The organism is Pseudomonas sp. 3-2 (assembly GCF_019710535.1).
In the GTDB taxonomy this organism is placed as follows: Bacteria; Pseudomonadota; Gammaproteobacteria; order Pseudomonadales; family Pseudomonadaceae; genus Aquipseudomonas; species Aquipseudomonas pharyngis.
In genome coordinates this window covers 4651512-4677005 of the sequence record NZ_CP081200.1, presented here as the reverse complement: position 1 = coordinate 4677005, position 25494 = coordinate 4651512, and the positions used below count along the sequence as shown (strand labels likewise).

Sequence of the window (25494 nt, the reverse complement as noted above, 5' to 3'; positions counted from 1 at the left end):
TCATCGTTCTTCGCGAGCAAGCCCGCTCCCACTTTTAACCGCATTCCTCACAGGGGATCGCGGTCAAATGTGGGAGCGGGCTTGCTCGCGAAGACTGACTTACAGACGCTGAAGATCTCAGCCCTTGGCACCGGCCTCGATCATGTTTTCCGGCCGCACCCAGGCATCGAACTCTTCATCGGTCAGGTAACCCAGCTCCAGCGCCGCCTCACGCAAGGTTTTGCCTTCGCTGTAGGCCTTCTTGGCGATTTCCGCCGACTTGTCGTAGCCGATGTGCGGGTTCAGCGCCGTCACCAGCATCAGGCCGCGTTCCAGATGCTTCGCCATGACTTCGGCATCCGGTTCAAGCCCGGCGATGCAGTGCTGCTGGAAGTTGCTGCAACCATCGGCCAGCAGGCGGATCGATTGCAGCAGATTGTGGATGATCACCGGTTTGAACACGTTCAGTTGCAGGTGACCCTGGCTGGCGGCGAAGCCGATCGCCACGTCGTTGCCCAGCACCTGACAGGCGAGCATCGACAACGCCTCGCACTGGGTCGGGTTGACCTTGCCGGGCATGATCGAACTGCCCGGTTCGTTGGCCGGCAGGCGCACTTCGGCAAAACCGGCGCGTGGGCCGGAACCCAGCAGGCGCAGGTCGTTGGCGATTTTCATCAGCGCCACGGCGAGGGTTTTCAGGGCGCCGGAGAGGGTAGTCAACGGCTCATGGCCGGCGAGGGCAGCGAATTTGTTTGGTGCGGTGACAAACGGCAGGCCGGACAACGCCGCCAGTTCAGCGGCAATCGCTTCGCCGAAGCCGTGGGGCGAGTTGAGCCCGGTGCCGACGGCCGTGCCGCCCTGCGCCAGTTCGCAGACCGCCGGCAACGCTGCGCGAATCGCCCGTTCGGCGTAATCCAGCTGCGCTATGAATCCGGAGATTTCCTGGCCGAAGGTGATCGGCGTGGCGTCCATCATGTGGGTGCGGCCGGTCTTCACCAGCTTCATGTGCCGCGCCGACAGTTCGGCCAGTCCGCCCGACAGCTCGGCGATGGCTGGCAGCAGTTGGGTCTGCACCGCTTGCGCGGTGGCGATGCTCATGGCGGTGGGGAAGCAGTCGTTGGAGCTCTGCGAGCGGTTGACGTGATCGTTGGGGTGCACCGGCGTCTTGCCGCCGCGTGGGTTGCCGGCCAGTTCGTTGGCGCGGCCGGCGATCACTTCGTTGGCGTTCATGTTGCTTTGCGTGCCGCTGCCGGTCTGCCAGACCACCAGCGGAAACTGGTCGTCGTGTTGGCCGTCGAGCACTTCGTCGGCGGCCTGTTCGATCAGGCGGGCGATGTCGGCAGGCAGGTCGCCGTTGCGGTCGTTGACCCGGGCCGCGGCTTTCTTGATCAGGGCCAGGGCGTGCAGTACCGGCAATGGCATGCGTTCCTGACCGATGGCGAAGTTGATCAGCGAGCGTTGCGTCTGAGCGCCCCAGTAAGCGTCGTCCGGGACCTCGATCTGGCCCAGGCTGTCGGTTTCGATACGGCTCATCGTGCACACTCCTGTTGGTCTGTTTGCGCAGTTTAGGCCGGTGTCGGCCCGGGTGGTTCCATCCGGTCGATTGTTGACCGGCAAATCCCCGCCAATCAAGCGCGGCAAGGGCCGGGGGTTGAGCCGCAGCGTTATTCAGGCGCAGAATGGTCGCCCTTGGGGTTTTACCTCGCCTAGCTGAAAAGGAAACTCGATGACTCGTCTTCGTGCCATCTGTACCGCGGTTGCCCTGGTCTGCGCCAGCGGCCAGGTGCTTGCCGATACCGCCAGCCACAACGCCAGTGCCGAAGCTTTCCTGACCCTGGCACACGCTGACAAGCTGGGCACTCCGGTGTACATGCAGGTTCAGCAGATGTTCGCCCAGCGTTTTGAACAGACCAAGGCGCCGGAATCCAAGAAAGCCGTACTGGATACCTACCAGGCCAAGGCCAACGCTGCTCTGGACCAGGCCATTGGCTGGAACAAGCTGAAGCCGGACATGGTCAAGCTCTACACCAGCAACTTCAGCGAATCCGAGCTGAAAGACCTGGTCGCGTTCTACCAGTCGCCACTGGGCAAGAAAGTCCTGGAGAAAATGCCGCAGCTGACCCAGCAATCGGCCCAGATGACCCAGGCCAAACTGGAAAGCGCCGTACCGGTGGTCAACAAGCTGCTGGACGACATGACCAACGAGCTGGCACCGAAAGGCGCCGCTCCGGCCAAGAAGAAGTAAGCGGAGTTCGTGATGACCATGCAACAACGCATCGAATCGACGCTGGCGCTGCTTCAGCCTGAGCATCTGCAAGTGCTGGACGAAAGCCACATGCACAGTCGCGGGTTGCAGACCCACTTCAAGGCAGTGGTGGTCAGTGCGCAGTTCGAAGGCCTGAACCGGGTCAAGCGCCACCAGAAAGTCTACGGCACGCTCGGCGAGCTGATGGGCGAGTTCCATGCGTTGGCGCTGCACACCTACACCCCGCAGGAATGGGCAGAGACAGGCGTCGCTCCGGCGTCGCCGACCTGTGCCGGCGGCAGCAAGCATTGAGCCTTGCAGCAATGAACTGAGGTTTTTTGCTAGAATCCGCAACGCGCCGCTCACCCGGCGCGTTTTTTTTCGCATCCGGTTCACCCTTTACGAGGGTAGCCACCTGGAGAAATACCCATGACACAACCGATTGTCGTGGCGGCACTGTACAAGTTCGTCACCCTCGAAGATTACGTCAACCTGCGCGAGCCCCTGCTGCAAGCGATGGTCGACAACGGCATCAAAGGCACCCTGCTGATCGCCGAAGAAGGCATCAACGGCACGGTTTCCGGCAGCCGTGAAGGCATCGACGGCCTGCTGGCCTGGCTGCGCAACGATCCGCGCATGGTCGATATCGATCACAAGGAATCGTACTGCGACGAGCAGCCGTTCTATCGCACCAAGGTCAAGCTCAAGAAAGAGATCGTGACCCTGGGCGTCGAAGGCGTCGACCCGAACAAGAAGGTCGGCACCTACGTCGAGCCCAAGGACTGGAATGCGCTGATCAGCGACCCGGAAGTGCTGCTGATCGACACCCGCAACGATTACGAAGTCTCGATCGGCACCTTCGAAGGCGCCATCGATCCGAAAACCACCAGTTTTCGCGAATTCCCCGACTACATCAAAGAACACTTCGATCCGACCGTGCACAAGAAGGTCGCGATGTTCTGCACCGGCGGCATTCGCTGCGAAAAAGCCTCGAGCTACATGCTCGGCGAAGGCTTCGAAGAGGTTTACCACCTCAAGGGCGGCATCCTGAAGTACCTCGAAGAGGTGCCGCAGGAAGAAACCAAATGGCAGGGCGACTGCTTCGTCTTCGACAACCGTGTGACCGTGCGCCATGACCTGAGCGAAGGCGACTACGATCAGTGCCACGCCTGCCGCACCCCGGTCAGCGTTGAAGATCGCGCCTCCGAGCATTACGTGGCCGGCATCAGCTGCCCGCACTGCTGGAACTCCCTGAGCGAGAAGACTCGCCGCAGCGCCATCGACCGCCAGAAACAGATCGAACTGGCCAAAGCGCGCAACATGCCGCACCCGATCGGCTACAACTATAAGCAAGCATCCACCGAGGCTTAATCATGTCTGCACGCCTGCTCTATGTGATGGATCCGATGTGTTCGTGGTGCTGGGGATTTGCCCCGGTAGCCAAGGCGTTGGTGGAGCAGGCGCAGGCAGCCGGGGTGGAATTGCACCTGGTGGTCGGCGGGTTACGCACCGGCAGCGGTGCGGCGCTGGAGCCGACCACTCGGCGCTACATTCTTGAACACTGGCAGGCGGTCACCGAGGCCACCGGCCAGCCGTTCAAGTTGGAAGGCGCGTTGCCGGACGGTTTTGTCTACGACACCGAACCTGCCTGCCGCGCCATCGTCACCGCGCGCAGCCTGGCGCCGGATTGCGCGTGGAAACTGGTCGGGTTGATCCAGCACGCGTTTTACGCCGAAGGTCGCGATGTCACTCAGGCCAGCGTTCTGGTGGAGCTGGCCGAGAAGGCCGGTGTCCCGCGCATTGAATTTGCTGCCCTGTTTGATCATGCCGATCAGCACAAGGCGACCCAGGCCGATTTCAGTTGGGTGCAGGATCTGGGCATCGCCGGATTCCCGACCCTGCTCGCCGAGCGCAACGGCCAACTGGCGTTGCTGACCAACGGCTACCAGCCGCTCAGTGAACTGTCACCGTTGCTCGGTCGATGGCTGGAGCGCGCGGCCTGTGTCTGACCCAGCCGATGACACGCCAGCCGTCAAGCGTGTCGACCGGCTGAGCTGGACTGAAGTCCGGCGACTGGCACTTCATCACAAAAAATCCCTGTGGATCGCCAACGGCGTGGCCGTACTGGCGACGCTGTGCAGCGTGCCGATTCCGTTGCTGCTGCCGTTGCTGGTGGACGAAGTCCTGCTCGGCCATGGCGATGCCGCATTGAAAGTCATGAACCATGTGCTGCCCTCGATGTGGCAGCAGGCGGCGGGTTACATCGGCCTGATGCTGGTGGTGACATTGACCCTGCGTTGCAGCGCTCTGTGTTTTGGCGTATTGCAGGCGCGATTGTTTGCGCGGTTGGCCAAGGACATCGTGTATCGCATCCGCGTGCGGCTGATCGAGCGTCTGAAGCGGATCTCCCTCGGCGAATACGAAAGCCTGGGCAGCGGCACCGTTACCACGCACCTGGTCACCGACCTCGACACCCTCGACAAGTTTGTCGGCGAAACCCTCAGCCGTTTTCTGGTGGCGATGCTGACCCTGGTCGGTACCGCCAGCATCCTGATGTGGATGCACTGGAAACTGGCGCTGCTGATCCTGCTGTTCAACCCGCTGGTGATCTACGCCACGGTGCAGTTGGGCAAACGGGTCAAGCACCTGAAGAAACTGGAGAACGACAGCACCTCGCGCTTCACTCAGGCGCTGAGCGAAACCCTCGATGCGATCCAGGAAGTGCGAGCCGGCAACCGCCAGGGCTTCTTCCTCGGAAGACTCGGCCTGCGGGCTCAGGAAGTGCGCAACTACGCGGTGAATTCGCAGTGGAAGACTGACGCCTCCAACCGCGCCAGTGGCCTGCTGTTCCAGTTCGGTATCGACATCTTCCGCGCGGCGGCCATGTTGACGGTGCTGTTTTCCGACCTGTCGATCGGGCAGATGCTCGCGGTGTTCAGCTACCTGTGGTTCATGATCGGCCCGGTCGAACAACTGCTGAACCTGCAATACGCCTACTACGCGGCAGGCGGTGCGCTGTCGCGGATCAACGAACTGTTGGCCCGCGCCGACGAACCGCAATACCCCGGCGGCGTCGACCCGTTCAAGGGCCGCGATACCGTAGGGATTCAGGTGCAGGGTTTGAGCTTCGGTTACGGTGACGAACTGGTGCTGGATCAGTTGAACCTGTCCATCGCGCCGGGCGAGAAAGTGGCGATTGTCGGCGCCAGCGGCGGTGGCAAAAGCACGCTCGTGCAATTGCTGCTGGGTCTGTACACACCGCTGGCCGGCACCATTCGTTTTGGTGGATCGACCCAACAGGAAATCGGCCTGGAAACGGTTCGGGAAAATGTCGCGGTGGTGCTGCAGCATCCGGCGCTGTTCAACGACACCGTACGCGCCAATTTGACCATGGGCCGCACACGCAGCGACGAAGCCTGCTGGCAGGCGCTGGAAGTTGCCCAGCTCGAACCCACCATCCGCGCCTTGCCGGACGGCCTGGACAGCATCGTCGGCCGCTCCGGCGTGCGGCTGTCCGGCGGCCAACGGCAACGTCTGGCCATCGCCCGGATGATCCTCGCCGAACCCAAAGTGGTGATTCTCGACGAGGCGACGTCAGCCCTCGACGCCGCCACCGAATACAACCTGCACCAGGCCATGGCGCGTTTTCTCCATGGCCGCACCACGCTGATCATCGCCCACCGCCTGTCAGCAGTGAAGCAGGCAGACCGGGTGCTGGTGTTCGACGGCGGGCAGGTAGCCGAGGATGGCGACCATCAGCAACTGATTGCCGATGGTGGGTTGTACGCCAAGCTGTATGGGCATTTGCAGCGGATGTAGGTTATTTCCAGATGACGTTCAGCCAATCGTCAGCGCCTGTATGACCGAACGCCTTTACGATCACCGCGCAAGCTTCGCAGGGCGGCATGGTGGTTGCGATGTTGACTGAGCGGATGGCCTGTTTATCGGGATATTTCTGGTGGATGAAACTGATCAACTTGCTTTCACTGTCCAGTGAAGTGGGTACCTCTGGCAGTGCGGGATAGGTTTTCGGAATGGCCAGAAGATTCTCCTGGCTATCCATCAGAAGGCCACTTGGGGTGGGTGGACCGCTCAAGTCGACATTGAAGTAAGTCGCGTCGCCCCTCTGGACGTACTCGGCTCCCAGATAGGTTTTGAACAGAGGCAGTTTTCCTGTTATGTCCTGCGCCCCGGAAACACTGACATAGACCTCCCTGACTCCATCGGTCTTGATGACTTCTGCATACGCGATGTTTCTGGGGTTGGAACGTCGTTGTGATCTAGGCAACAGGTCATTGAGCTTTTTCATCGTGCGATCGATCCTGAACAGGCTTTCTGTGTTCTGAGGGATCGTCTGCTCCATGAACAATGTGTCGAAAATTTCGGCTGTTCGTTGGCGCAATGTTTCCGAAGCTTCATGGCTGCGTGACCATGTTGTTGCGCCTTCGGACGATTGTGTGACGATCATTCTCATCCTTTGATCGAACATCAGGGCTTCGCCGGGGCTGGTATCGAGTTTGATCCATTGCATATTGGCGGGTGGGTTTGGGGGGGTGCCCAAGGGGATGGCGATTCGCTTCATGGTTTTCATTGCACGCTCGACTGCATCTATACCGTAGACCGCCACGAGATTGTTGGCGGTCAGTGAGCCTTCATACGCTCGCAACAGCTCGGCACCCTGTTTGCCTTCCATGAGATCGGCTTGAAATAGTCGTTGCAGAGTGAGCGTCTGCAGCTCGCCCAGGTCTTTATCTGCAGGAAACGTCGCCAGGTAATATTTATCGGTATTTACGCGAGTAAAGAGGAGATTGTCGGAGGTAACGAGAGACGGTACGACAATCGCGCCTATTCGGTGCAGTTCATCACTGCCTTGATAGGTTCCCTGGATTTCTATTCGTACATAAATGCCCTTTTGAAACTGCAGGTCGGCCAGGATTGCGCTTTTGGGGACCGGCCATTTTTTGGGGAAGCCCAAGCGGGTGAAATCACCTGTCCACCTCTTCAGTTTGCCATTCAACAATTGATAGAGCAGGCCATCGCGCAGGAAGTACTCCCCCTCTGCTGAATGCCGCGCTTTTGGCGTGCACAACCGTTCACCAAACCAGGGGGCATAACCTTTGTCCGGGTCGAATGAGCGAAGCGGCGGGGTATCGGGATGGGGATCGCCAGTAATGAATTCATTAACGCAAATGTCGCTCCCTGGCGCGCGTTTGCTGCGGCAGGGAATACGTTTCATATTCGCGCTTTCATCAATCAGTTCGATACGCCGCAACCAGTCCCCATCCAGTCGATAGGGCACATCGTCGATATAAACGGTGATTCGGCCATCGATTTCCGGCAACTCGCGGATTCTGGCGTGTTCTGCTACTTCGACGACGACGTGCTGATCGGTTTTTTGAATCGGGCGATAGGCAGAGCGGCCCAGCGACAACCGGTAAAGCTTGTCGGCCAGAGGCGGTCCAAAGGGTTTGTCGGTCATCGGATCAAGCATTCGATAATCAAGCAGCGTCGCGCTGTCGACTCTGCGAACCGGAAGGTCATCGAACCCTCTGGTAGAGACCAGGTTGTCAGAAGCGGCAAGCAGCTTGTAGCTGCCCGGGTCCGTGACTTGCGGTAGTCCTTTTACGAAGTCGTATGAGCCAGTTCTCCCGGCCAGCCTGTTGATTTGCCTGATGGCGGCCCGCAGTGCCAGCCGGTTCACGGCATAAAGTCCATGCACCAGTACTTTCGCCAGAGTGGGCGCGCCATCCATTGGGTTGAAGTTGCGTAAGGATGTGATCAGTAGTTTTTGGGTCAGGCGGGAAAATTGTGGCAGTACTTGTTTGTAACCCAGGCGAACAGCGGTGGAGGCCAGTCTTGCAGAGCCGGAAACAAATTTTCCAAGGGGGAGGGCGAAGGAAAGTGTATCGGTCAACATGCCGAAGATTGCGTTAATGCTTTTTCGGGGATCATCGGAATGAAGATCGTCGAGGTTGCCAAAGAAAGGTACCCACTTCCCGATCTTGATAAGCAGGGTATGACGCTTATCTTCCGATTTCTCCAGTTCCGTCTGCTGCCGTGCGTTGGCGTAAAGCTTGTCTTCCTCTACATAAAAGTGGTCGCGTGCGATGAATATAGCGATCTCCGAGGCGCGACTGGAGGTGATGGCAGGGGGATAACCCGTCGGCGCCTGAGGGGAAAAGGCTTCGCCCAGTTGTTCGATGATAGCGACGCATGTGGCCTCTTTCTTGGGGGCTCGGCCGCTTTCGTAGGCATCCCAGTCCAGTGGTACGGGTTTGCCACGCCGCACCGTTACCCGCACCTTGCCGCGCATTCGCCATTCTTCGGTTGTAAGGCGACCGTTGAGCATGTCCGCGGTGAAGTCGGTACGCTGGCGAATGATTCCGGCGCGCGGCAGGCATTCATACCAGCAGGTCCGGTCGTTGTAGGTCATGGAAAGGATAAAGCCCATTCGCAGCCTCAACGGCATTGTGAGTGAGGGCTTCTCCTGGGAAGCTTCCAGGTCTTTGGTCGACGATCTCACGGTGTAGATTTTTGTCTCACCGTATTCGATGGCCAGACGATCATCATTGGGCAGATGGCTGAACAGGCTGATCAGTAATTGCCGGTAGGCACTTTTTGTCGTGTTGAGATAGCTGTTGTATTGACTCTCGAACAACACATTGACGTCTGGCAGTGTCCTGAGCCGGATGGCTTCCGGGATCCATTTGGCGGTCGTTTCAATGCTCCCGTCCGATCGAATGCTGAAACGGGCGGTGCTGACACTTTCGCCATCGTTTCCGGTAATGAGCCAGGTTTTGTCTTTATGTCCCTTCCACATATAGACATCGCGAAAGGACACGCTTTTCTGTCGTATATCCGGCACGAACCTTGACCCAGTGTCGGGCCCAAAATATCTGACCAGTTTTCGACCATCGCTGGTGAACACCTGTTGACCGAATACTTTCTTGATTTCCTGGTCTGCGATCTCCCAGCGTTTTGGCGGATCGATATCCAGTTGTTTCAAAGTGTTTTTCATCACCTCTGTATGCTGGTCGAGGGCCTCCATTACACGCTCCTTGGTGGACTCGCTGTACTCGGCGTATCTGTCTTCTTGCACGATGCCGTTGGCGACAGCCCAGTCCATCGCGGGAGCAATCCTGCTCCAGGCGACAATAGCCAGTTCCTGTTCAGTGGCTTCTGTGGATTCCTCCAGAGGAAAGTCAACCAGTTGCTGGAATGTCATGTGAGGCACACGGTCCGGTTCGATGGCGTCAGCCAGATGAAGTCCATGGACAAAGTTCACCCAGACCAGAGAGCTTCTATAAGGCAGGTCGACGGGAATGTCGGAGCGATGGAAGTCGATTGGAAATTCGCAGCGGTACAGGCAGGCCAGCAGGACCGCCTCGATCTCCGAAGTGACCCGGTTGCTGCTCAGAAGATGGTCTTCGAATTCGCTCCATATGGCCTGGTAGCTTTTCCCGTAGTTGGAGCGCTGATGCCAGGGATACCCTGCGATATCTCTCTCTGCATCAGTGTCACGTTGCTCCCACAAGCGGATTGCCCTGCTCAGCAGTTTGTTGCGAACGAGCGGTGAATCGTCTTGTTCAGTGTCGCTGCCGTACCATCCCAGTTTTGTCAGCAGCGACTTCGCCAGCTGGCTGGCGTCGGCCGATTGAAGGATTTGCTCCAGGTACACTGTGGGGGTCTGGCGAACACGCGCTGCGGTGATATCGGAGGCGAGATTTTTCGCGAGATGGCCGATCAGCGATTTGACTGACGCCGGCAAGAACTGTCCGATGGCTTCACGGATTTTGCTCTCGGTCAGACGGCCCAGCAGGGTCGAGAGGGGCAAGCGTTCTTTGGGTGGTAATCTCGGGCTTTTCAGCAAAGCCTGGCGTTCCTCGAGGTTCGGAGTGCAGGCCAGCGAGTCGACGTCAATGCCGCGTTCCAATTGCAGCCCATGACGGGCGCGCTTTTCTTCCAGGGCGCGCAATGCGGCTTGGTGTTCCTCTTTATCGGCAGGATTCCAGGGGGAGATACCGTAATAAAGCGCCATCCGGGCGAGGCTGAACTGCCCGTCCGGGCGTAGAGTCAGTTTCAGTTTTCGGGCGATGGACGGTTTTTTTGCATCCAGGTCCAGAGGCGAGCCGGGATGTGGTTTGAGGTAGGTATTGGTCAAGGCACTAGCGGTTGAGGGCGTGTTTCGCAGTTTTTCCAGCAACCTGCTGTACTCTTCCAGTAAGGCCTGATGCCGCGCGGGATAAGAGGAGCCTGCGTCGAGCGGTGCGTTGGAAGTCGAAGGGGGCAGCATGTTTGATTGTCCTTTTGGTGTGGAGGGATCCGTAAGGCTTTAGCCCTCAGGGGGGCGGTTTGCAGTAGATCGCTTCCAAAAGGCAGAAGGGCGGTACATATGTCTTGTCGCAAAGGAGTTGAAGCGCCTGTCGCTTGCCTAGATTCACAAGCCAACCTAGTCTCGTGATAGCGATTTCGTCCGGACGACGAACGGACTGTGCTCACGCAAGGAATCCCATGAAGCAAAAGCGGACTCTCGGAACGCCTCGGTTGCTGGGCATCGTCTGGCCATTTATCGCCGTCGTGTTGTTTCAAGCCTTGCTGGGAGGCGTGAGCCTCTATGTCCTGTCGGCCGTTCGTGGTTATGTGGCGGGCGAGAGTCTCTGGTCCAAGGGCCAGAAAGACGCCATCTATTACCTCAATTTGTATGCCGATAGTCGTGACGAGGCGATTTACCTCAAATATCAGAACGCAATCGCCGTGCCTCAGGGCGGTCATCAGTTGCGTCTGGCACTGGACAGACAACCGCCCGATCTGCAATCGGCGCGCGAGGGCATCCTCAAGGGCGGCAACCACCCGGACGATGTTTCCAGCCTGATCTGGCTGTACCTGAATTTTCGTCACTTCAGTTATCTGGAAATCGCCATCGACCGCTGGACGCTGGGTGACGCCTATCTGGTGGAACTCGATGATGTCGCCCGGGAGATGCATCGGTCCATCATTGCCAATGCTGCCACCGAGGCGGATATCCGGCGCTGGAAGGACCGGATCTTTGCGATCAACGACGGCGTGACGCCCGCCGCCAAGGCCTTCAGTGATGCCTTGGGTGAAGGGTCGCGGGTGATCCTGCGTCTGTTGCTGTTCACCAACCTCGCCACGGCGCTGGGCCTGATCGTGCTGGCATTGCTGCGTACCCGCAAACTGCTCAAGCAGCGACATGCCTTCGCCGAGGCCTTGCAGCTGGAAAAGGATCGGGCTCATATCACGTTGCAATCGATTGGCGACGGGGTGATCACCACCGACGTGAGCGGGGCCATCGAATACATGAACCCGGCCGCCGAAGCCCTGACCCACTGGAAAGCCGAGCAGGCGGCCGGGTTGCCACTCGCGGCACTGTTCAATCTGCTGGACGACAACGCCCAGACGGAAGGACTGACCCTGATCGAGCATATTCTCAGCGGCCAGCTCAGCGGAGGCAGTGAACACTCCAAGCTGATCCAGCGGCTCGATGGCAGTACCGTGTCGGTGACCCTGGTCGGGGCACCGATTCGCAATTCCGACAAGGTCAGCGGCACCGTGCTGGTGCTGCATGACATGACCCAGGAGCGGCAATACATCGCCAATCTGTCATGGCAGGCGACCCATGATGCACTGACCGGCCTGGCCAACCGCCGCGAGTTCGAATACCGCCTCGAACAGGCCCTGCATAACCTGACCCGGCAAGCTGGACGCCATGCGCTGATGTTCCTCGACCTCGACCAGTTCAAACTGGTCAATGACACCTGCGGGCACGCGGCCGGCGATGAATTGCTGCGGCATATCTGCGCGTTGCTGCAATCCGGCTTGCGCGAGGGCGACACCCTGGCGCGGCTGGGGGGGGACGAGTTCGGCATCCTGCTGGAGAACTGTGCCCCGGAGGCCGCCGAGAAGATCGCAGAGAGTTTGCGCCAGACCGTACAGAACCTGCATTTCGTCTGGAAGGGGCGACCGTTCCTGACCACGGTGAGCATTGGCCTGGTGCATGTGGCGCAGACGCCGACCACCCTCGAAGCCTCGCTGCGGGCTGCCGACATGGCCTGCTACATGGCCAAGGAAAAGGGCCGCAACCGGGTGCAGGTCTACCATGCCGACGACTCGGAACTGTCCCTGCGCTTCGGCGAGATGGCCTGGGTTCAACGTCTGCACATGGCCCTGGAAGAAAACCGCTTTTGTCTCTACGCCCAGGAAATCGCGCCATTGGGCTCGGTTGCCGGTGGTGCCCGCGGGCACATCGAAATTCTGCTGCGTCTGCATGACGAAGCGGGCCGGATGATTCTCCCGGACAGTTTCATACCGGCGGCCGAGCGTTACGGATTGATGACATCGCTGGATCGCTGGGTTGTGCAGAATGTATTTAAGGTTATTGCCCAATGTATTAACGATAAGTGTCAGGGTCCTCTGGCAATGTGTGCGATTAATCTTTCAGGCATTACTATCGGAGATGACGCGTTCTTGCACTTTCTGCGGGAACAGTTTGATAACTACGGCATACCGCCTGAAATGATTTGTTTTGAAATTACAGAAACCAGTGCCATTGCAAATCTGGGTAGTGCAATCAGATTTATCAATGAACTCAAAGGCTTGGGTTGTTACTTTTCCCTGGATGATTTTTGCGCCGGAATGTCTTCATTCGCTTATCTGAAACATTTGCCTGTAGACTTCCTGAAGATCGACGGGAGTTTCGTAAAGGATATGCTGGACGACCCGATTAACCGCGCTATGGTCGAAGTGATCAATCACATCGGGCATGTCATGGGTAAGCAGACAATTGCCGAGTTTGTCGAGACAGCGCAGATCGAGCAGGCATTGCTTGAAATCGGCGTGGATTACGCTCAGGGTTATGTTATTGAACGCCCGCAGTTGTTTACCTGTGACAGTTTGCAAAGTCGGCCCGCCAGACCGCAGCCGTTGTTGTTCAAGGCGCCTGGCACATTCCGTTGAAGTCTCTTGCCGATCCTTACAATCACAAATCAAAAGGAGCCGAACAGTGATCGACACATTCAACCGAACCGGACCACTCATGGAAGCTGCAAGTTATCCCGCCTGGGCGCAACAGTTGATCCAGGATTGCAGCGAGAGCAAACGCCGGGTTGTCGAACATGAACTTTATCTGCGCATGCGTGATAACAAGCTCAGCGCCAGAACCATGCGCCAGTACCTGATCGGGGGCTGGCCCGTCGTTGAGCAATTCGCGTTGTACATGGCGCAGAACCTGACCAAAACCAAATTCGCCCGCCACCCGGGCGAGGACATGGCGCGGCGCTGGCTGATGCGCAACATCCGCGTCGAACTCAACCACGCCGATTATTGGATGCACTGGAGCCGGGCCCATGGGGTGAGCCTGGAAGACCTGCAAGCGCAGCAAGTGCCACCGGAGTTGCATGCCTTGAGCCACTGGTGCTGGCACACCAGTTCGGCGGATTCGCTGATCGTGGCCATCGCGGCTACCAACTACGCCATCGAAGGCGCGACCGGGGAGTGGTCGGCGCTGGTGTGTTCGACGGGGGTCTATACCGCCGCTTTCCCTGAAGAAGATCGCAAACGGGCCATGAAGTGGCTGAAGATGCACGCCCAGTACGATGACGCCCACCCGTGGGAAGCCCTGGAGATCATCTGCACTCTCGCCGGGCTAAACCCGAGCAAAGCCTTGCAGGCGGAACTGCGACAGGCCATCTGCAAGAGTTACGACTACATGTACCTGTTCCTTGAGCGCTGCATGCAGCTTGAGCTGTCGGAGCGGGTGTTGGTCGGGCGTGAGCGTCGGGCGCTGGTCGAGAGCTGATTTCGGCGACACCCATAAAAAACGGGAGCCTTGGCTCCCGTTTTTTGTTGGCGGAGAAAATCTAGCCTGCCATGGTCAGGCGATTGCGGCCTTCGCGCTTGGCGACATAGAGCGCGCTGTCGGCGCGACGCAACAGGCTGTCGGCGGATTCGCCCGGCAACAGGGTCGAGCAGCCGAGGCTCACGGTCAGTTCGATCAATTGATTATTGGCGAAGTAATCCTGGGCCTGCGCCGCCTGACGCAGGCGCTCGCCGACCATGGCGGCCGCATCGCGACCGGTGTTGGACAGCAGAATCAGAAATTCTTCCCCGCCATAACGGAACACCATGTCGACATTGCGCAACTGGCCCTTGATTGACGCGGCCACGGCTTTGAGGACCTCATCGCCGGCGCTGTGACCATGAAGGTCGTTGACCTGTTTGAAGTGGTCGATATCCAGCATCAGCACCGACAGTGGTTGCAGGTGCCGGCGCGACATTTCGATTTCTCGCAGCAACGTCTGCTCCATCGCAATGCGGTTACCGGCTCCGGTCAACGGATCACGCAGGGCGCTCTGAGTGGCGGCGCGGTAAAGCAATGCATTGCGCATCGGGTACAGCAGGGCCGACAGCAGTGACTCGAGATAACCCAGTTCCTGTTCGTTGAAGCGCTGGTTGCGGCGGAACACCAACTCACCCATATGCTCGCCTTCGTGGCTGAGACTATAGCTGGCCGAATGGTGCCCGCGAGCACCGAACTCCAGGCGCAAGTCGCTGCCGTCGTGCACGTAGGTCAGGGCGTCCAGCGGCACCAGGCGCTGAACTTCGCGGAAAAACAGACCGAGGATGCGTTGAGGCTCAAGGCTGGTTTGCAGTTGCAGGCTCATGTGCTGGCGCAATTGCGCCAGGCTGACAGGTCGCGCCAGCAGGGGAGGCTGCTGACCAAAGCCCAGGCGTTGCAATTTGGCACTGTCGAAGTCAATTGCAGTGGTCTGGGAGGGTGATTTCATATGGCGTGAGCCCCTAAGCAGTAAGTCTGTCTTACAGGCTGGGTGAGAGCGGCTATGGGCTGCGCGTCATACTGGTCCATCAGTCCCGTAGGACATTTGGCGTAAGTCTAGTCTGCCCGATGACGATTAGTCAGCCATCGAATCAGGCCTTGCCCGACTGCTTTCACACGGCGTGCTTTGAGGACATGTAGAGCGAAAGTCGTGCCACACGGTTCATATTTTTTGAAAACTGTTATGAATCAATAGCTTGAGATTTTTCAGTAAAGCGGGGTGGTGGTTATTTGACTGAGTTGGCGCTACTCAAAGCGGCAATTGCATGCCGCGACGGGATTCCGCCACGGCAACAATTGCGACGTATGGCATTACTGGGCGTTGAAGGCCTGGCCATTGATACCCGTGCTGTCCGGGCCCATCAGGTACAAATAGACCGGCATGATCTCCTCCGGTGTCGGGTTATTCAGCGGGTTTTCGCCCGGGTAGGCCTGGGCGCGCATGCTGGTGCGAGTAGCGCCAGGATTGATGCTGTTGGAGCGCACCGGGGCGACGTTTTCGATTTCATCGGCCAGAGTCTGCATCAGGCCTTCGGTGGCAAATTTCGACACGCCATAGGCGCCCCAGTAAGCACGGCCCTTGCGCCCGACGCTGCTGGAGGTGAACACCACCGAAGCATCCTGTGAAAGCTTGAGCAGCGGCAGCAGGGTGCTGGTCAGCATGAACATCGCGTTGACGTTGACCTGCATGACGCGCATGAAGTTTTCACCGGACAACTGCTCGATCGGCGTGCGCGGGCCAATGATCGAGGCGTTGTGCAGCAGGCCGTCGAGGTGGCCGAACTCGGTCTCGATCATCGCCGCCAGCTCATCGTATTGATGGGGCAGGGCGGTTTCGAGGTTGAACGGGATCACGGCGGGCTGTGGATGCCCGGCTGCTTCGATCTCGTCATAGACCTGGGTCAGATTGGCTTCGGTCTTGCCCAGCAGCAGCACGGTCGCGCCGTGGGCGGCGTATGTCCTGGCGGCCGCCGCACCGATGCCACGACCGGCACCGGTGACCAGAATGACCCGATCCTTGAGCAATTCGGGGCGAGCGGTGTAATCAAACATAAAAAACCTCATCAAGAGTCAGATCGTTCCCCTGCGCAGCAAAGGAATGCAGCCAACGACGCTCCGCGTCAGGTCTCAGCAGCTGCAGAGTGCGTTATCCAGCACCTTGCGCAATTCCAGCGGATGATCCACCACCACGTCCGCGCCCCAGTGCCGAGGGTTGTCGTCCGGGTGGATGTAGCCATAGGTCACGGCAGCGGTTTTGGTGCCGGCGTCACGGCCGGATTCGATATCGCGCAAATCATCGCCGATGAACAGGACGGTCGACGGATCCAGATCAAGCATCTTGCAGGCCAGGGTCAGCATCTCGGGATCCGGCTTGCTGTTCTTCACGTGATCCGGGCAGATCAGCAGGGCCGAGCGCTCGGCCAGCCCCAGCTGCTGCATGATCGGCTCGGCGAAGCGCAGCGGCTTGTTGGTGACCACGCCCCAGACCAGATTGGCTTTCTCGATGTCGGCCAGCAATTCGCCCATGCCGTCGAACAGCTTGCTGTGCACGGCGCAGCCCACCAGATAGCGCTCGAGGAACTCCAGGCGCAACTCCTCGAAGCCCGGCGACTCCGGATCCATCGAGAACGTCACCGCGACCATGGCCTTGGCGCCGCCGGAAATTTCGTCGCGGATGTGTTTGTCGTTCATAGGCGGCAAACCGCGATCCGCACGCATCGCCTGGCAAATGGCGATGAAGTCCGGCGCGGTGTCGAGCAGCGTGCCGTCCATGTCGAAAAGGACTGCTCTGATGGCCATCGGCTTATTCCTCGCGCAGGGTCTGGATCATGTAGTTGACGTCAACGTCCGCCGCCAGCTTGTAGTGCTTGGTCAGCGGGTTGTAGGTCAGACCGATGATGTCCTTGACGGTCAGGCCGGCCATGCGGCTCCAGGCGCCGAGCTCGGACGGGCGAATGAATTTCTTGAAATCGTGAGTGCCGCGCGGCAGCAGCTTCATGATGTATTCGGCACCGATGATGGCGAACAGGTAGGCCTTCGGGTTGCGGTTGATGGTGGAGAAGAACACCTGGCCGCCGGGCTTGACCATGCGGAAGCAGGCGCGGATCACCGAGGACGGGTCCGGTACGTGCTCGAGCATTTCCAGGCAGGTGACCACGTCGAACTGCTCGGGCATTTCTTCGGCCAGGGCTTCGGCGGTGATCTGCCGGTATTCGACGTTCACGCCGGATTCCAGCTGATGCAGTTGCGCGACCGCCAGCGGCGCTTCGCCCATGTCGATGCCGGTCACGGTCGCGCCGCGCTGGGCCATGGCTTCGCTGAGAATGCCGCCACCGCAACCGACGTCGAGGACCTTCTTGCCGGCCAGATTGACACGCTCGTCAATCCAGTTGACCCGCAGCGGGTTGATGTCGTGCAGCGGTTTGAACTCGCTTTCGCGGTCCCACCAGCGATGGGCCAGGGCTTCGAATTTGGCGATTTCGGCGTGGTCGACGTTGCTCATGATTCAATCCTCTAAAACTTGAAAAAGGCTGTAGCCCCGGAGTGTGCCCCGAGGTGTTTACGATTCGGTGTGGCCGCTGATGCGTCGGCCCCAGGCCCGGGCGGTTTCGCCGAGCTGTTGTTCGTCCAGTCGGGTCAGACGCCGGTCGTCAAGCAACTGCTTGCCGGCGACCCACAGGTGTTTCACGCAGTCGCGACCGGTGGCGTATATCAGTTGCGAGACCGGGTCATAGACCGGTCGTTGCGCCAGGCCGGACAGATCGAAAGCGACGATGTCTGCGGCCTTGCCGAGCTCCAGCGAGCCGGTCTCGGCTTCGATTCCCAGGGCTCGCGCGCCGTTCAACGTGGCCATGCGCAGGGCCCGGTGGGCGTCCAGCGCGGTGGCCGAGCCGGCGACGGCTTTGGCCAGCAGGGCGGCGGTGCGGGTTTCACCCAGCAGGTCCAGGTCATTGTTGCTCGCCGCGCCATCGGTGCCGACCGCGACGTTGACCCCGGCCTGCCACAGACGCTCCACCGGGCAGAAGCCGCTGGCCAGTTTCAGGTTCGACTCCGGGCAGTGGATCACGCTGGTGTTGCTTTCTACCAGCAACGCCAGGTCGTCATCGCTGATCTGGGTCATGTGCACGGCCTGGAAGCGCGGGCCGAGCAGGCCGAGACGACCGAGGCGGGCCAGCGGGCGTTCGCCGTGCTGTTCGAGCGCTTGCTGCACTTCGAAAGCGGTTTCGTGGACGTGCATGTGGATCGAGGCGTCCAGTTCTTCGGCGATCACGCGGATTTTTTCCAGGTTCTCGTCGCCCACGGTGTAGGGGGCATGAGGGCCGAAGGTGATCTTGATGCGCTCGTGATGCTTCAGGTCGCCGAACAGTTCGACGCCTTGACGAATGGCTTCATCGGCGCTGGCGGCACCCGGAATCGGGAAGTCGAGGATCGGAATCGCGATCTGCGCACGGATTCCGCTGTTGTGCACGCGCTCGCTGGCAACCTTGGGGAAGAAGTACATGTCCGAGAAACAGGTGATGCCACCTTTTATCTGCTCGGCGATGGCCAGATCGGTGCCGTCACGCACAAAATCTTCATCGACCCATTTGCCCTCGGCCGGCCAGATGTGGTTTTCCAGCCAGGTCATCAGCGGCAAATCGTCGGCCAGACCACGGAACAGCGTCATCGCGGCGTGGCCGTGGGCGTTGATCAGGCCGGGGCTGAGCAGCACGTCCGGCAGATCGCGGACTTCGGCGGCGTTACACTTCAGCGCTTCGGCACGCGGGCCGATGAACACGATGCGGCCGTCGCGGATGCCCAGGCCGTGCTCCTTGAGCACAACGCCTGCGGGTTCGACGGGTACCAGCCAGGTCGGCAGCAATAATAAGTCGAGCGCAATGGCAGGTTTCGGCATCGAGGGTCGGTTCCAGTGCTTTTGTAAAGGATGGCGAAGTATACCCGAGCGTCTTCGCGGGGGGATCGCTATAATCGGCGGCTTTTGTTCATGAGTGCGGGGTGAGGGATGCGCGATCGACTGTTGGCTGCGGAGAAAGTAAAGGCCATCGATTGGCGTGATGGCGCGCTCCACCTGCTGGATCAGCGCGTTTTGCCGTTCGAGGAAAACTGGATCGCCTACACCAGCGCCGCCGGCGTGGCCGAAGCGATTCGTTCGATGGTGGTGCGCGGTGCGCCGGCCATCGGCATCAGTGCCGCCTACGGCATCGTACTGGCGGCCCGTGCCCGGATTGCCGAGGGGGGCGACTGGTACGCGGCGCTGGAAGAGGATTTCATGCTGCTGGCCGATTCCCGGCCGACAGCGGTCAACCTGTTCTGGGCGTTGAACCGCATGCATGACCGGCTGGACCGTTTGAAGGAAAACGCCGATCCACTGGTGGCGCTGGAAGCCGAGGCCATCGCCATTCATGAAAGCGATCGCGAGGCCAACCTGACCATGGCTCAGCTCGGCGTCGACCTGATCCGCAAGCATCAGGGCAATGCCCAGGCGATTCTGACGCACTGCAACACCGGCGCCCTGGCTACCGGCGGTTTCGGCACGGCGCTCGGGGTGATTCGCGCAGCGTTCATCGAGGGCATGGTCGAGCGCGTCTACGCCGACGAGACCCGGCCGTGGCTGCAAGGCTCGCGCCTGACCGCGTGGGAACTGGCCAACGAAGGCATTCCGGTGACCCTGAACGCCGACTCCGCCGCTGCGCACATCATGAAGACCAAAGGCGTTACCTGGGTGATCGTCGGCGCTGACCGGATCACCGCCAACGGCGACGTGGCGAACAAGATCGGCACCTATCAACTGGCGGTCAACGCCATGCACCACGGCGTGCGTTTCATGGTGGTGGCGCCGAGCTCGACCATCGACATGAATCTGGCCAGCGGTGATGACATTCCGATCGAAGAACGCGACGGCGCCGAGTTGCTGGAGGTTGGCGGCAAACGTGTCGGGGCTGACGTTGAGGCGTTCAACCCGGTGTTTGACGTCACCCCGGCGGACCTGATCGATGCGATCGTCACCGAAAAAGGCATCGTCGAGCGCCCGGACACCGCGAAAATGGCGCAGTTGATGTGCCGCAAGCGCTTGCATTGATTGGCTTGATGTCTGCGTTGTCCTCTTCGCGAGCAGGCTCGCTCCCACAGGTTTTGTGATCGCCACAGAACCTTGTGGGAGCGAGCCTGCTCGCGATGGGGCCTTGAAAGTCAATAAACATCCGCAATTTCGCCCCGAAATTTGCATTCAGGGAAGCTCTGAGCCTCTCTCGTCCCCGTTAAGCCTGTCATCGGTCATCTAACTATGCTCCATGCGCATCTGGGGGATAGGTGCGTGGCGGCTCTTGTGATAACATCCGGCGTTTTCCGAGGCGGCCCCACGGGGTTGTCTTCACTGCGCAAATCCAGGGTCAACTTGTCGATTTGTCGTAAGTCGGTGCATGGCACTCGGCCTGCATCGACGAGCTTCGTGCGTCCCCTATGGATATGGCGAAGTTTCACCAGAAAAAGGAATCAGGCTTCTCATGGGCGAACTGGCCAAAGAAATCCTCCCGGTCAATATCGAAGACGAGCTGAAACAGTCCTATCTCGACTACGCGATGAGCGTGATCGTCGGCCGTGCACTGCCGGATGCGCGCGATGGCTTGAAGCCCGTGCACCGTCGCGTGCTGTTCGCGATGAGCGAGCTGGGCAACGACTTCAACAAGCCGTACAAGAAATCTGCCCGTGTCGTCGGTGACGTGATCGGTAAGTATCACCCGCACGGTGATACCGCGGTGTACGACACCATCGTCCGCATGGCGCAGCCATTCTCCCTGCGTTACCTGCTGGTCGACGGCCAGGGCAACTTCGGTTCGGTGGACGGCGACAACGCCGCGGCCATGCGATACACCGAAGTGCGCATGACCAAGCTGGCGCACGAGCTGCTGGCCGACCTGCACAAGGAAACCGTGGACTGGGTGCCGAACTACGACGGCACCGAACTGATCCCGGCGGTCATGCCGACCCGCGTGCCGAACCTGCTGGTCAACGGTTCCAGCGGCATCGCCGTGGGCATGGCGACCAACATTCCGCCGCACAACCTCGGTGAAGTCATCGACGGTTGCCTGGCCCTCATCGACAACCCCGAGCTGACGGTCGATGAGCTGATGCAATACATCCCCGGCCCGGACTTCCCGACTGCCGCGATCATCAACGGCCGCGCCGGCATCATCGAAGCCTACCGCACCGGCCGTGGCCGCATTTACATGCGCGCCCGTTCGATCATCGAAGACATCGACAAGGTCGGTGGCCGTCAGCAGATCGTCATCACCGAACTCCCTTACCAGTTGAACAAGGCACGTCTGATCGAGAAGATCGCCGAGCTGGTAAAAGAGAAGAAACTCGAAGGCATCACTGAACTGCGCGACGAGTCCGACAAGGACGGTATGCGCGTCGTGATCGAACTGCGTCGCGGCGAAGTGCCAGAGGTGATCCTCAACAACCTCTACGCCCAGACCCAGCTGCAATCGGTATTCGGCATCAACATCGTTGCCCTGATCGACGGCCGTCCACGGATCCTCAACCTCAAGGACCTGCTGGAAGCCTTCGTCCGTCACCGCCGCGAAGTGGTTACCCGCCGTACCGTGTTCGAACTGCGCAAGGCGCGCGAGCGTGGTCACATCCTCGAAGGTCAGGCCGTTGCCCTGTCGAACATCGACCCGGTCATTGCCCTGATCAAGGCTTCGCCGACTCCGTCGGAAGCCAAGGAAGCGCTGGTCAGCACGCCGTGGGAATCCTCGGCTGTGGTCGCGATGGTTGAGCGTGCCGGTGCCGATTCGTGCCGTCCGGAAAACCTCGATCCGCAATACGGTCTGCGCGACGGCAAGTACTTCCTGTCGCCAGAGCAGGCGCAAGCCATTCTGGAACTGCGTCTGCACCGCCTGACCGGTCTGGAACACGAAAAGCTGCTGGCCGAGTATCAAGAGATCCTCAACCAGATCGGCGAGCTGATCCGCATCCTCAACAGCGCCGTGCGCCTGATGGAAGTGATCCGCGAAGAGCTGGAAGTTATCCGCGCCGAATACGGCGATGTGCGCCGCACCGAAATCCTCGATGCTCGTCTCGACCTGACCCTGGGCGACATGATCCCGGAAGAAGAGCGCGTCGTGACCATCTCCCACGGTGGCTATGCCAAGACCCAGCCGCTGGCTGCGTACCAGGCCCAGCGTCGTGGCGGTAAAGGCAAATCGGCGACCGGCGTGAAGGATGAGGACTACATCGCTCACCTGCTGGTCGCCAACAGCCACACCACGCTGCTGCTGTTCTCCAGCAAGGGCAAGGTGTACTGGCTGAAGACCTACGAAATTCCGGAAGCATCCCGCGCCGCCCGTGGTCGTCCGCTGGTCAACCTGCTGCCGCTGGATGACGGTGAATACATCACCACCATGCTGCCGGTCGAGGAATACACCGAGGGTCACTACATCTTCATGGCGACCGCCAACGGCACCGTGAAGAAGACCCCGCTGGAATCCTTCAGCCGTCAGCGCAGCGTCGGTCTGATCGCGCTGGAGCTGGATGAAGGCGACGTGCTGATCTCTGCAGCCATCACCGATGGCGAGCGAGAAGTGATGTTGTTCTCCGACGGCGGCAAGGTGACCCGCTTCAAGGAATCCGATGTTCGTGCCATGGGCCGTACCGCCCGCGGTGTGCGCGGCATGCGTCTGCCGGAAGGGCAGAAGCTGATTTCGATGCTGATCCCGGAAGAAGGCAGCCAGATCCTCACCGCTTCCGAGCGTGGCTACGGCAAGCGCACCGCGATCACCGAGTTCCCTGAGTACAAGCGTGGTGGCCAGGGCGTGATCGCCATGGTCAGCAACGAGCGTAACGGCCGTCTGGTCGGTGCGGTTCAGGTGCTCGACGGCGAGGAGATCATGCTGATTTCCGACCAGGGCACGCTGGTGCGTACCCGTGTCGATGAAGTCTCCAGCCTGGGTCGCAACACCCAGGGCGTGACCCTGATCAAGCTGGCCAAGGATGAAACCCTGGTCGGTCTGGAGCGGGTTCAGGAGCCTTCGGAAGTTGAAGGTGACGAGCTGGAAGGCGAAGAAGGTGTCGAGTTGGAAGATGGCGTGATCGGCGCCGAACCGGACGATGCGGTCGACAACCTGCAGGCGGACGCCGCAGACGAAGAAGAGTCGCAAGACTAACCAAATCGTAGCAGGGCAGAGTGTTTGCTCTGTCCGCTACCGTGATTGCATAGCGAGAGTGGATGTGAGCAAACGAGCCTTTAACTTCTGCGCAGGTCCCGCTGCGCTGCCTGAAGCTGTCCTGTTGCGTGCCCAGTCCGAGATGCTCGACTGGCACGGCAAGGGTCTGTCGGTCATGGAAATGAGCCATCGCAGCGATGACTACGTGGCCATCGCCGAGAAGGCCGAACAAGACCTGCGCGACCTGCTGTCCATCCCCTCCAATTACAAAGTGCTGTTCCTGCAGGGCGGTGCGAGCCAACAGTTCGCCGAGATTCCGCTGAACCTGCTGCCCGAGAACGGTACTGCCGACTATGTCGAAACCGGCATCTGGTCGAAGAAAGCCATCGAGGAAGCGCGTCGCTTCGGCAACATCAACGTTGCTGCCAGCGCCAAGCCTTATGATTACCTGACCATCCCTGGCCAGAACGAGTGGAAGCTGACCCCGGGTGCGGCCTATCTGCACTATGCGTCCAACGAAACCATCGGCGGCCTGCAGTTCGACTGGGTTCCCGAAGCCGGTGACGTTCCGCTGGTGGTCGACATGTCCTCCGATATCCTCTCGCGTCCGATCGATGTGTCGCAGTACGGCCTGATCTACGCCGGCGCGCAGAAGAACATCGGCCCGAGCGGTCTGGTCGTGGTGATCGTCCGTGAAGACCTGTTGGGCCGCGCTCGCAGTTCATGCCCGACCATGCTCGACTACAAGATCTCCGCCGATAACGGCTCGATGTACAACACCCCGGCCACCTATTCCTGGTACCTCTCGGGCCTGGTTTTCGAGTGGCTGAAGGAGCAGGGCGGCGTCGCCGCGATGGAGCAGCGCAACAAGGCAAAGAAAGATCGCCTGTACGGCTTCATCGACAACAGCGACTTCTATACCAACCCGATCAGCACCAACGCCCGCTCGTGGATGAACGTGCCGTTCCGCCTGGCTGACGAGCGTCTGGACAAGGCGTTCCTGGCCGGCGCCGACGCCCGTGGCCTGCTCAACCTCAAGGGCCATCGTTCGGTTGGCGGCATGCGTGCCTCGATCTACAACGCCCTGGGTCTGGACGCTGTCGAGGCGCTGGTCGGCTACATGGCCGAATTCGAGAAGGAGCATTCCTGATGTCCGAGCAGGAGCTCAAGGCGCTGCGCGTTCGCATCGATAATCTGGATGAGAAGATTCTCCAGCTGATCAGTGATCGCGCGCGCTGCGCAGAAGAAGTTGCTCGGGTCAAGATGGCCAGTCTGGCCGAAGGCGAGCAGCCGGTGTTCTACCGTCCCGAGCGTGAGGCGCAGGTCCTCAAACGCGTGATGGAGCGCAACAAGGGGCCGCTGGGCAACGAAGAGATGGCGCGCTTGTTCCGCGAAATCATGTCTTCGTGCCTGGCCCTCGAGAACCCGCTGAAAGTGGCTTATCTCGGTCCGGAAGGCACCTTCACCCAAGCGGCGGCCATGAAGCACTTCGGTCATGCGGTGATCAGCAAGCCGATGGCGGCGATCGACGAAGTGTTCCGTGAAGTGGCGGCCGGTGCGGTGAATTTTGGCGTGGTGCCGGTGGAAAACTCCACCGAAGGCGCGGTCAACCACACCCTCGACAGCTTCCTCGAGCACGACATGGTGATCTGCGGCGAAGTCGAGCTGCGGATTCACCACCACCTGCTGGTCGGTGAAAACACCAAGACCGACAGCATCAGCCGCATCTATTCCCATGCCCAGTCGTTGGCGCAGTGCCGCAAGTGGCTGGACGCCCATTACCCGAATGTCGAGCGCGTGGCGGTGTCCAGCAACGCCGAAGCGGCCAAGCGGGTCAAGGGTGAGTGGAATTCGGCAGCGATCGCCGGTGACATGGCGGCCGGGTTGTACGGCCTGACTCGTCTGGCCGAGAAGATCGAGGATCGCCCGGACAACTCCACGCGCTTCCTGATGATCGGTAACCAGGAAGTGCCGCCGACCGGCGACGACAAAACATCGATCATCGTGTCCATGAGCAACAAGCCCGGCGCGCTCCACGAGCTGCTGGTGCCGTTCCATGACAACGGGATCGACCTGACCCGGATCGAAACCCGTCCGTCGCGCAGCGGCAAATGGACCTACGTGTTCTTCATCGACTTCGTCGGTCATCACCGTGATCCGCTGATCAAAGGTGTACTGGAAAAGATCAGTCAGGAAGCAGTAGCACTCAAGGTGCTGGGTTCCTACCCGAAAGCAGTTCTTTAAGGGGT

The 25494-nt window shown here is 59.8% G+C and carries 18 protein-coding genes; 11 read left to right on the top strand and 7 right to left on the bottom strand.

Going from position 1 to position 25494, the window contains the following annotated elements:
- Positions 1 to 117 precede the first annotated feature (117 nt).
- Positions 118 to 1512 (bottom strand): class II fumarate hydratase, encoded by a 1395-nt coding sequence (locus K3819_RS21085; protein WP_085668121.1) that lies wholly within the window; start codon positions 1510 to 1512, stop codon positions 118 to 120.
- A 193-nt stretch (positions 1513 to 1705) separates the two neighbouring features.
- Between K3819_RS21085 and K3819_RS21080 the strand changes: the two genes are divergently transcribed.
- The 5 genes from K3819_RS21080 (at position 1706) to K3819_RS21060 (ending at position 6043) form a co-directional block, all read left to right on the top strand.
- The gene (locus tag K3819_RS21080; RefSeq protein ID WP_007950895.1) at positions 1706 to 2224 is read left to right on the top strand and encodes a DUF2059 domain-containing protein; all 519 of its coding nucleotides are present in this window, start codon (positions 1706 to 1708) and stop codon (positions 2222 to 2224) included.
- Positions 2225 to 2236: 12 nt separating this feature from the next.
- Complete coding sequence (locus tag K3819_RS21075) at positions 2237 to 2536, top strand: BolA family transcriptional regulator (protein ID WP_007950896.1); 300 nt, start codon at positions 2237 to 2239, stop codon at positions 2534 to 2536.
- Between the two features lie 117 nt (positions 2537 to 2653).
- On the top strand, positions 2654 to 3595 hold the full coding sequence (locus K3819_RS21070; protein WP_221397887.1) for a rhodanese-related sulfurtransferase: 942 nt from the start codon (positions 2654 to 2656) through the stop codon (positions 3593 to 3595).
- A gap of 35 nt (positions 3596 to 3630) precedes the next feature.
- Positions 3631 to 4233, top strand: coding sequence for a DsbA family protein (locus K3819_RS21065; protein ID WP_176504858.1), 603 nt, complete (start codon positions 3631 to 3633; stop codon positions 4231 to 4233).
- Positions 4226 to 6043 (top strand): ABC transporter ATP-binding protein, encoded by a 1818-nt coding sequence (locus tag K3819_RS21060; protein ID WP_221397886.1) that lies wholly within the window; start codon positions 4226 to 4228, stop codon positions 6041 to 6043. Before K3819_RS21065 ends, K3819_RS21060 begins: the two co-directional genes overlap by 8 nt.
- 1 nt (position 6044) lies before the next feature.
- On the opposite strand, the gene K3819_RS21055 is transcribed toward K3819_RS21060, so the two are convergent.
- Positions 6045 to 10517 carry a hypothetical protein gene (locus K3819_RS21055; RefSeq protein WP_221397885.1) on the bottom strand — a complete coding sequence of 1491 codons (4473 nt, stop codon included), beginning with the start codon at positions 10515 to 10517 and terminating at the stop codon, positions 6045 to 6047.
- Between the two features lie 218 nt (positions 10518 to 10735).
- Here K3819_RS21055 and K3819_RS21050 point away from each other — a divergent pair, with 218 nt between their 5' ends.
- Together K3819_RS21050 and K3819_RS21045 are read left to right on the top strand one after the other, a co-directional pair.
- Positions 10736 to 13198: an EAL domain-containing protein gene (locus tag K3819_RS21050; RefSeq protein WP_085612163.1), complete on the top strand. Its 2463-nt coding sequence runs from the start codon at positions 10736 to 10738 to the stop codon at positions 13196 to 13198.
- Positions 13199 to 13244: 46 nt separating this feature from the next.
- Entirely contained in the window at positions 13245 to 14039 is a 795-nt protein-coding gene (locus K3819_RS21045) for a TenA family transcriptional regulator (RefSeq protein ID WP_221397884.1), read from the top strand.
- 61 nt (positions 14040 to 14100) lie between these two features.
- Here the strand turns inward: K3819_RS21045 and K3819_RS21040 are convergent, their stop codons facing one another.
- The 5 genes from K3819_RS21040 to K3819_RS21020 form a co-directional block, all read right to left on the bottom strand.
- On the bottom strand, positions 14101 to 15027 hold the full coding sequence (locus K3819_RS21040; RefSeq protein WP_221397883.1) for a GGDEF domain-containing protein: 927 nt from the start codon (positions 15025 to 15027) through the stop codon (positions 14101 to 14103).
- A 362-nt stretch (positions 15028 to 15389) separates the two neighbouring features.
- Positions 15390 to 16130: a YciK family oxidoreductase gene (locus tag K3819_RS21035; protein ID WP_221397882.1), complete on the bottom strand. Its 741-nt coding sequence runs from the start codon at positions 16128 to 16130 to the stop codon at positions 15390 to 15392.
- 75 nt (positions 16131 to 16205) lie between these two features.
- Positions 16206 to 16877: an N-acetylmuramic acid 6-phosphate phosphatase MupP gene (gene mupP / locus K3819_RS21030; protein WP_074688036.1), complete on the bottom strand. Its 672-nt coding sequence runs from the start codon at positions 16875 to 16877 to the stop codon at positions 16206 to 16208.
- Between the two features lie 4 nt (positions 16878 to 16881).
- Positions 16882 to 17580: a bifunctional 2-polyprenyl-6-hydroxyphenol methylase/3-demethylubiquinol 3-O-methyltransferase UbiG gene (ubiG, locus tag K3819_RS21025; protein ID WP_039770564.1), complete on the bottom strand. Its 699-nt coding sequence runs from the start codon at positions 17578 to 17580 to the stop codon at positions 16882 to 16884.
- 57 nt (positions 17581 to 17637) lie between these two features.
- Positions 17638 to 18972 carry a TRZ/ATZ family hydrolase gene (locus K3819_RS21020; RefSeq protein WP_085612165.1) on the bottom strand — a complete coding sequence of 445 codons (1335 nt, stop codon included), beginning with the start codon at positions 18970 to 18972 and terminating at the stop codon, positions 17638 to 17640.
- 108 nt (positions 18973 to 19080) lie between these two features.
- Here K3819_RS21020 and mtnA point away from each other — a divergent pair, with 108 nt between their 5' ends.
- The 4 genes from mtnA to pheA all read left to right on the top strand — a co-directional run bounded on the left by mtnA (position 19081) and on the right by pheA (position 25489).
- Positions 19081 to 20157, top strand: a complete 1077-nt coding sequence (gene mtnA / locus K3819_RS21015) for an S-methyl-5-thioribose-1-phosphate isomerase (RefSeq protein WP_039770560.1) — start codon at positions 19081 to 19083, stop codon at positions 20155 to 20157.
- A gap of 424 nt (positions 20158 to 20581) precedes the next feature.
- Positions 20582 to 23245: a DNA gyrase subunit A gene (gene gyrA, locus K3819_RS21010; protein ID WP_085612166.1), complete on the top strand. Its 2664-nt coding sequence runs from the start codon at positions 20582 to 20584 to the stop codon at positions 23243 to 23245.
- A 64-nt stretch (positions 23246 to 23309) separates the two neighbouring features.
- On the top strand, positions 23310 to 24395 hold the full coding sequence (serC, locus tag K3819_RS21005) for a 3-phosphoserine/phosphohydroxythreonine transaminase (protein WP_221397881.1): 1086 nt from the start codon (positions 23310 to 23312) through the stop codon (positions 24393 to 24395).
- Entirely contained in the window at positions 24395 to 25489 is a 1095-nt protein-coding gene (gene pheA, locus K3819_RS21000) for a prephenate dehydratase (RefSeq protein WP_007950913.1), read from the top strand. Before serC ends, pheA begins: the two co-directional genes overlap by 1 nt.
- Positions 25490 to 25494 lie beyond the last annotated feature (5 nt).

Coding starts and splice junctions, on each gene's coding strand:
- K3819_RS21085 (WP_085668121.1), bottom strand. CDS start 1,512: ATGAGCCGTATCGAAACCGACAGCCTGGGCCAGATCGAGGTCCCGGAC.
- K3819_RS21080 (WP_007950895.1), top strand. CDS start 1,706: ATGACTCGTCTTCGTGCCATCTGTACCGCGGTTGCCCTGGTCTGCGCC.
- K3819_RS21075 (WP_007950896.1), top strand. CDS start 2,237: ATGACCATGCAACAACGCATCGAATCGACGCTGGCGCTGCTTCAGCCT.
- K3819_RS21070 (WP_221397887.1), top strand. CDS start 2,654: ATGACACAACCGATTGTCGTGGCGGCACTGTACAAGTTCGTCACCCTC.
- K3819_RS21065 (WP_176504858.1), top strand. CDS start 3,631: ATGTGTTCGTGGTGCTGGGGATTTGCCCCGGTAGCCAAGGCGTTGGTG.
- K3819_RS21055 (WP_221397885.1), bottom strand. CDS start 10,517: ATGCTGCCCCCTTCGACTTCCAACGCACCGCTCGACGCAGGCTCCTCT.
- K3819_RS21050 (WP_085612163.1), top strand. CDS start 10,736: ATGAAGCAAAAGCGGACTCTCGGAACGCCTCGGTTGCTGGGCATCGTC.
- K3819_RS21040 (WP_221397883.1), bottom strand. CDS start 15,027: ATGAAATCACCCTCCCAGACCACTGCAATTGACTTCGACAGTGCCAAA.
- K3819_RS21035 (WP_221397882.1), bottom strand. CDS start 16,130: ATGTTTGATTACACCGCTCGCCCCGAATTGCTCAAGGATCGGGTCATT.
- mupP (WP_074688036.1), bottom strand. CDS start 16,877: ATGGCCATCAGAGCAGTCCTTTTCGACATGGACGGCACGCTGCTCGAC.
- ubiG (WP_039770564.1), bottom strand. CDS start 17,580: ATGAGCAACGTCGACCACGCCGAAATCGCCAAATTCGAAGCCCTGGCC.
- K3819_RS21020 (WP_085612165.1), bottom strand. CDS start 18,972: ATGCCGAAACCTGCCATTGCGCTCGACTTATTATTGCTGCCGACCTGG.
- mtnA (WP_039770560.1), top strand. CDS start 19,081: ATGCGCGATCGACTGTTGGCTGCGGAGAAAGTAAAGGCCATCGATTGG.
- gyrA (WP_085612166.1), top strand. CDS start 20,582: ATGGGCGAACTGGCCAAAGAAATCCTCCCGGTCAATATCGAAGACGAG.
- pheA (WP_007950913.1), top strand. CDS start 24,395: ATGTCCGAGCAGGAGCTCAAGGCGCTGCGCGTTCGCATCGATAATCTG.